We start from the raw sequence: 5,955 nt of genomic DNA on the forward strand, positions 1-5,955 counted from the left end.
GTTACATAAACAGTACTGACGGGCTTTATAATTATTATTTTGGGGCAGTGGATTTTTTGAATTTTAGTATAAATTATATGCAAAATACAGGCACTGACATTCAGACATTTTATAATCAATTTATGACGCCACCCGAAGGGTATGATGGTGAATATGATGCTAATTTTTGGGATGATCCCAATTTAATCTTTCAACAACAAACTTTACCCTCATTGGCAAATTTCCAAAATAGCTATCCCGGTCATAGTGATCCTTTATATAATACTCCAGAGAGACTTTACAACGCAATAGGTGGACAATTAAATGCGATATATCAAGCTAATCCTGCACTTAATAGTAATACATGTGCGGCGAGATTATCAAAGGCATTAAATTATAGTGGTATAACTATTCCCAATATTTCTGGTAAAACTTTTAAAGGTAACGATGATAAATATTATTTCATGGGCGCAGCTAATATGATTTCATGGATGAAAAAGACGTTTGGTACACCATCAGGAACAAATCATATAACACACGCAGACGCAGGTGCTAATAGCATTAACGTACCAAATTTGATCCGCAATAAAACGGGCATATATGGATTAGTTCCGATTGATCCTTCAGCTTTAACAGGTTTTTCTGCCACAGGACATATCGATCTAATCAACCACGGCGCCTGCAACGGTGGTTGCTATGTTATCCAAAAGGAGGAGGAATTAAAGATATATTTATATGGGAACTACAATGAAGACATCTAAAGTATTGGCATTTATTTTATTGACTATTATTATAAACGGTTGTGGCGTACGAAGAAGTGAACCGGGCAACTTTAAACAATTATCACAGAAAAAATGGCAGCAAGAATTTAAAAAAAATGTTTTGTGTAATTGCGTATTGCTGGGCATGAATGATAAAAATATAACACAACAATTTTACAAAAAGGATAAATCCTTTTATAATGAAATAAATATTGTATTACATGATGAAATATTATCGGTTTTAAGTCCTGTTATAAATCAAATAAAAAGTGATTCGATAATGTCAATTTCAACGGTCTCGGAGGGTGCGGCGGGTAAAACCGTTTTTAACCATTGTTTAGATTATTATAATAGTAAAAAATTAGATTCTATTTCTAAAGTTAAATCTAAAATGTGGTTAAAAATGAATGTTGATTCATTAATGCAAGTTAAAGCCCCAGCGTTTTAATTGGTGTGCAAAAAACTTGTTATGTGACAATACGCATTAATAAAAAGTTCGCGAGATAAGAAAACTCTTACGTGAAGATAAAAGCTGAGGAAGTTTTATTGATTTTATTAATCAACGCATGAAAAAATATCTTATAATTTTTCTTTTCTTTTTCTATATCACTGCATACGGCCAGGAAAAAATAATGATTTCTCAAATAAAAAGCAAGAATTGGACTAACATACTTTGTTCTGTTGATACTGTAATTTATAGAAGTAATGACGTGTTATCAGTTATTTTATATAATGTTAGCAACCCATCCGGTAGTGTAAAGCTTACAGTTTATTACAGCATAATATTGGAGGCTTTAAGCATTTCACCCATAAACTGGAACCCTCCTGGCAGTTTTTATATTGTAGTGGTTTTTTAAACCGTCATGATATCTTTTTCCTTCGCTTCTGATAGCTGGTCTACCTTTACAATGTAAGCGTCGGTCAGTTTCTGTATCTCGGCTTCGCCGGCTTTCATTTCGTCTTCTGATACCCCATCCGCTTTAAGTTTTCTTATTTTTTCGTTAGCATCCTTACGTACATTGCGGATAGCTATTTTACCGTTTTCGGCCTCGCCCTTAGCTCTCTTAACCAAATCACGACGACGTTCCTCGGTTAACGGCGGTACATTAATGCGAATAATTACACCATCATTTTGTGGGTTAACACCAAGGTTAGCCTCCATTATGGCTTTCTCAATAGCGACTAATAGCGATTTTTCCCAAGCCTGTACAACAATGGTGCGCGCATCAGGGGTATTAACACTACCTACCTGGCTTAAAGGTGTTGCAGTACCATAGTAATCAACATAAACATCATCCAGCATTGAAGGGCTTGCCTTGCCTGCACGTATTTTGTTTAATTCGCCGTCTGCATGGTCAATTGCTCTGTCCATTGCCGCTTTGGCGTCAGTTACTTGTTTTCTAATGAGTTCGCTCATTGTTATAATTTTTTGTCAAAAATAGTAAAAAGTATGATGATCTCTTTTTTAAGTTGAAATGATATAACAAGTGAGCTAAACGCCGCTAAATAATCATTAATGAACCAGCGTCCCTATCGGTTCACCCTCTGCAATTTTCATAAAATTGCCCGGTTTATTCATATCGAACACGATGATAGGCAGTTTGTTTTCCTGGCAGAGGGTAATGGCGGTCATATCCATAACGTTTAGCCCTTTATCATATACTTCCTGGAAAGTTATTTCATCATAACGGGTAGCGGTTAGATCCTTCTCCGGGTCGGCGGTATAAATACCATCAACACGGGTACCTTTTAAAACTACATCGGCTTTTATTTCGATAGCGCGCAGCGATGCCGCTGTATCAGTAGTAAAGTACGGATTACCGGTACCGGCACCAAATATCACTATTTTACCCACTTCTAAATGATGCATAGCGCGACGGCGGATATAAGGCTCGCAGATTTGCTCCATTTTAATGGCCGACTGTAAACGGGTATCAACACCAACACTTTCTAACGCGTTTTGCAGCGCCATACAATTAATAACCGTGGCCAGCATGCCCATATAATCTGCCTGGGCGCGTTCCATGCCGGATTTTTCGGCACTTAGCCCCCTGAAAATATTACCACCACCAACTACTATCGCTATTTCAATGCCCTTATCATAAACACCCTTTATATCATGAGCATATTGCAATACCTGCTTGTTATCAATGCCATATTGCCTGCCGCCCATTAAGGATTCGCCGCTGAGTTTTAGTAATATTCTTTTGTATTTCATGAATGCCGTGGGTTTACCAAAAATAGAGAATTAATGCTATTGTTAAAATTTTATATTGTATTTGTTAAATAACACCCTTAAATACAGTGCCCTCAACTTCAAAATCATGGTTGAATATTATCATGTCAGCATTAAAGCCCGTTGCAATTTTTCCTTTTTTGGCAGCGTTAATTAATTGAGCAGGATATAATGATGCCATATTTATCGCTTCTGGTAATTCAATACCCACATGCTTAACACAGTTCTGTACTGCTTTTAACATGGTGAGGCACGAGCCGGATAAAGTTCCGTCAGGGGTAACATATCTGTCACCCTTAAATTGATGCTGATAGGTTCCTTTATCAGATTCCGTTACGGCATCGGTTATCAGAAACAGCTTGTCGCCTAATTCGCGTTTAGCTAAACGAATCATTGCAAAATCAACATGCACGCCATCGGCAACAATACTCGTATAAGGTTTTTCCTCAAATATTGCCGGAATATACCCGGGCTCGCGGTGGTGCATTGGCGGCATAGCATTATATAAATGTGTAACTGCCTTAATTGGTTTGTTTAGAAATGATTTTCCTTCGGTATAAGTAGCATTGCTATGACCCGAAGATAGTACGATACCCTGTTGATGCAAATAATCAATTACTTCGGCATCCTGCAATTCGGGCGCCAGGGTTATGATTTTTATGAGGCCATTGGCTTTTTCAATCCAGTTTTTAACCTGAGAAAGGGTTGCTTTTTTAATTAACTCCGCCGGATGTGCCCCTTTACGTTTAGGATTTAAATATGGGCCCTCTAAATGCAGGCCTAAAAAATTACCTATCCTTTTATCCCAATATTGTATAGCTGCATCTATGCCCTGTTCAACAATATCATCGGTATTGGTGGCAATGGTTGCTAAAAACCCGGTACATCCCTCATTAAGTAAAGAATGCTCCATTTGCGCTAATGATTCTGTTGAAGGATCGCCACCAAAAAATAGCGGGGAGCCGCTACCGTAAATTTGCAGGTCAATTAATCCGGGGGCAAGGTAATTACCGTTTAGGTCGACGCGCTTTACATCTTGCGGAATATCGGTATCCGCAATAATATCAATGATCTGTTCGCCTTGTAACAAAACAGCTTTGCCTGTGGTGATTGTACCATCAGAAATAAGTTGAAGATTATGTAGTGCTGTTATCATTTAGCCCCCTCTAAATCTCCCCCGGTAGGGGAAACTTTCTAAAAATATTTTATAATAACGAATATAACATTTAAAAGCCCTCCCTACCGGGGAGGGTTGGGTGGGGCTAAGACAAAAAAAATCCCCGCTTTTCAGCGGGGATTAAAATATTTAAGCTCCTAAAGCCACCCGTTTAAAGGCGGTTACTGTAAGGCCCTTATCAATGCTGTCTAAAAACTGGGCAACATTTTTTGATGGGTCCTTAACAAACTCCTGGTTTAACAGGGTTGAGTCTTTGTAGAATTTGTTTAATTTGCCTAAAGAGATCTTTTCAACCATTTCTTCCGGTTTGCCTTCTGCACGTATTTGATCTTTAGCAATTTCAAGCTCACGCTCTATAGTAGTTGCATCAACACCATCTTTATCAATAGCAACAGGGTTCATGGCAGCAATTTGCATAGCTACGTCTTTTCCTGCTTCATCAGCACCAGCAACGTTTTTGCTCAGGCCAACTAATACAGCTAAACGGAAATTGCCATGTATGTAAGCGATAACTTTTTCACCTACAATAGCTTCGTATTTAGATACACTTATTTTCTCGCCAATTTTACCGGTTTTATCAATAGTAGCTTCGCCGATAGTAGTGCGCGAGTTTTCAACGTCAATACCTAATTTATTTAGTTCTTCAAGGTTTGCAGGGTTTTGCTCAACCGCTTCGTTAGCAATCGCGTTAGCAAAAGCAACAAACTCGGCATTTTTAGCAACGAAATCAGTTTCGCAATTTAATTCAATTACTACACCGCGTTTTCCATCTGCAGATGTGCGTGCAATAACCACACCTTCGTTAGACTCTCTGTCTTGACGGCTGGCTGCTACTTTAGCACCTTTTTTTCTTAAAAAATCAATAGCTGCTTCAAAATCACCGTTAGTTTCGGTTAAAGCTTTTTTGCAATCCATCATACCGGCACCAGTTTGCTGGCGCAGTTTGTTTACATCGGATGCAGATATTTGTACTGTAGACATCTTATTTTCAGTTATAAGTTTTAAATAGCGAATGGTGAGCAAATGAGTGGTGAGTTTAAAATCACTCACTAATCACCACTCACCATTCACAAAATTATTCTTCTGTGCTATCAGCTGCGGCAGGAGCTTCGTCGGCTACAGCTGCGGTAGCATCAACAGCTACTTTACGGCTTCTTTTACCTTCAGCAGCCGGAGCCCTGTCAGCAACTTCAGGAGCATCAGCTTTAGCTTTCGCTACTGCTGCTTCTTTTTCAGCTTCGTCATCTTTTTCGCGTTTGCGTTCTTCTAAACCTTCTTCAATTGCTTTGATTATGATACCTGTTACCAATGAAATTGATTTGGTAGCATCATCATTTGCAGGAATAGGGAAGTCGATGTTTGAAGGATCAGAGTTAGTATCAACCATTGCAAAGGTTGGGATATTTAACTTTAACGCTTCAGAAACAGCGATGTGCTCTTTCTTAACATCAATCAAAAACAATGCAGCAGGTAAACGATTTAAATCGGAAATACCACCTAACAAAGTTTCTAATTTAATACGCTCACGTTGTATCATCAATCTTTCTTTTTTAGAAAGATTGGTGTAAGTACCGTCTTTAGTCAATTTATCGATGTTAGACATCTTTTTGATAGACTTACGTACGGTTGCAAAGTTAGTTAACATTCCACCTAACCAACGTTCGGTTATAAAAGTCATGTTTACTGTTTTTGAATATTCAGCAACAATATCTTTCGCTTGTTTCTTTGTAGCTACGAATAATACTTTACGTCCTGATTTTACAATTTGTTTTATAGCTGCAGCAGCTTCTTCAACCTTTGAT

At 38.2% G+C, this 5,955-nt stretch carries 7 protein-coding genes; 2 read left to right on the forward strand and 5 right to left on the reverse strand.

Annotated features, from left to right (window positions below):
* Both JWR23_RS09085 and JWR23_RS09090 read left to right on the forward strand, forming a co-directional pair.
* A partial coding sequence (locus tag JWR23_RS09085) for a T6SS effector amidase Tae4 family protein (RefSeq protein WP_299515475.1) occupies window positions 1–740 on the forward strand: 740 nt, incomplete at its 5' end.
* Window positions 727–1,188, forward strand: coding sequence for a hypothetical protein (locus JWR23_RS09090; RefSeq protein WP_299515476.1), 462 nt, complete (start codon window positions 727–729; stop codon window positions 1,186–1,188). The genes JWR23_RS09085 and JWR23_RS09090, both read left to right, overlap by 14 nt.
* 405 nt (window positions 1,189–1,593) lie before the next feature.
* Here the strand turns inward: JWR23_RS09090 and frr are convergent, their stop codons facing one another.
* The 5 genes from frr to rpsB all read right to left on the reverse strand — a co-directional run.
* Entirely contained in the window at window positions 1,594–2,157 is a 564-nt protein-coding gene (gene frr / locus JWR23_RS09095) for a ribosome recycling factor (RefSeq protein WP_299515477.1), read from the reverse strand.
* Window positions 2,158–2,253: 96 nt separating this feature from the next.
* On the reverse strand, window positions 2,254–2,958 hold the full coding sequence (pyrH, locus tag JWR23_RS09100; RefSeq protein WP_299515479.1) for a UMP kinase: 705 nt from the start codon (window positions 2,956–2,958) through the stop codon (window positions 2,254–2,256).
* Window positions 2,959–3,022: 64 nt separating this feature from the next.
* Window positions 3,023–4,132, reverse strand: a complete 1,110-nt coding sequence (gene nagA / locus JWR23_RS09105; RefSeq protein WP_299515481.1) for an N-acetylglucosamine-6-phosphate deacetylase — start codon at window positions 4,130–4,132, stop codon at window positions 3,023–3,025.
* Window positions 4,133–4,282: 150 nt separating this feature from the next.
* On the reverse strand, window positions 4,283–5,134 hold the full coding sequence (gene tsf / locus JWR23_RS09110; protein WP_299515482.1) for a translation elongation factor Ts: 852 nt from the start codon (window positions 5,132–5,134) through the stop codon (window positions 4,283–4,285).
* 94 nt (window positions 5,135–5,228) lie between these two features.
* Window positions 5,229–5,955: 30S ribosomal protein S2 (gene rpsB, locus JWR23_RS09115; protein ID WP_299515484.1), on the reverse strand; the 727-nt coding region annotated here is incomplete at its 5' end.

This window comes from Mucilaginibacter sp. (assembly GCF_028288205.1).
GTDB lineage: Bacteria > Bacteroidota > Bacteroidia > Sphingobacteriales > Sphingobacteriaceae > Mucilaginibacter.

What these genes read in the sequence shown, in the direction of transcription:
- tsf (WP_299515482.1), bottom strand. Translation starts at nt 5,134, where the DNA reads ATGTCTACAGTACAAATATCTGCATCCGATGTAAACAAACTGCGCCAG.
- pyrH (WP_299515479.1), bottom strand. Translation starts at nt 2,958, where the DNA reads ATGAAATACAAAAGAATATTACTAAAACTCAGCGGCGAATCCTTAATG.
- nagA (WP_299515481.1), bottom strand. Translation starts at nt 4,132, where the DNA reads ATGATAACAGCACTACATAATCTTCAACTTATTTCTGATGGTACAATC.
- JWR23_RS09090 (WP_299515476.1), top strand. Translation starts at nt 727, where the DNA reads ATGAAGACATCTAAAGTATTGGCATTTATTTTATTGACTATTATTATA.
- frr (WP_299515477.1), bottom strand. Translation starts at nt 2,157, where the DNA reads ATGAGCGAACTCATTAGAAAACAAGTAACTGACGCCAAAGCGGCAATG.